The organism is Microbacterium maritypicum MF109 (assembly GCF_000455825.1).
In the GTDB taxonomy this organism is placed as follows: Bacteria; Actinomycetota; Actinomycetes; order Actinomycetales; family Microbacteriaceae; genus Microbacterium; species Microbacterium maritypicum_A.
In genome coordinates this window covers 1-226 of sequence record NZ_ATAO01000169.1, presented here as the reverse complement: position 1 = coordinate 226, position 226 = coordinate 1, and the positions used below count along the sequence as shown (strand labels likewise).

Sequence of the window (226 nt, the reverse complement as noted above, 5' to 3'; positions counted from 1 at the left end):
GTGGTTCAACACCGCGCTCGGCATCGCGATGCTGCTCGGCCGGTTCCTGCCGATCGTGCTCGTGCTCGCTCTGGCCGGCTCGTTCGCGGCGCAGCAGCGTGTACCGGCGACCTCCGGCACCCTGCCCACGCACCGGCCGCAGTTCGTCGGCCTGCTCCTCGCCGTGACCGTCATCGTCACCGCGCTCACCTACTTCCCCGTGCTCGCACTGGGACCCCTCGCTGAA

Annotated in this window: 1 protein-coding gene; it reads left to right on the top strand. The window is 70.4% G+C overall.

All coding sequences use genetic code 11. The features are described 5' to 3' along the window. On the top strand, window positions 1-226 hold a 226-nt coding region (locus tag L687_RS30010), incomplete at both ends, for a potassium-transporting ATPase subunit KdpA (RefSeq protein ID WP_040569692.1).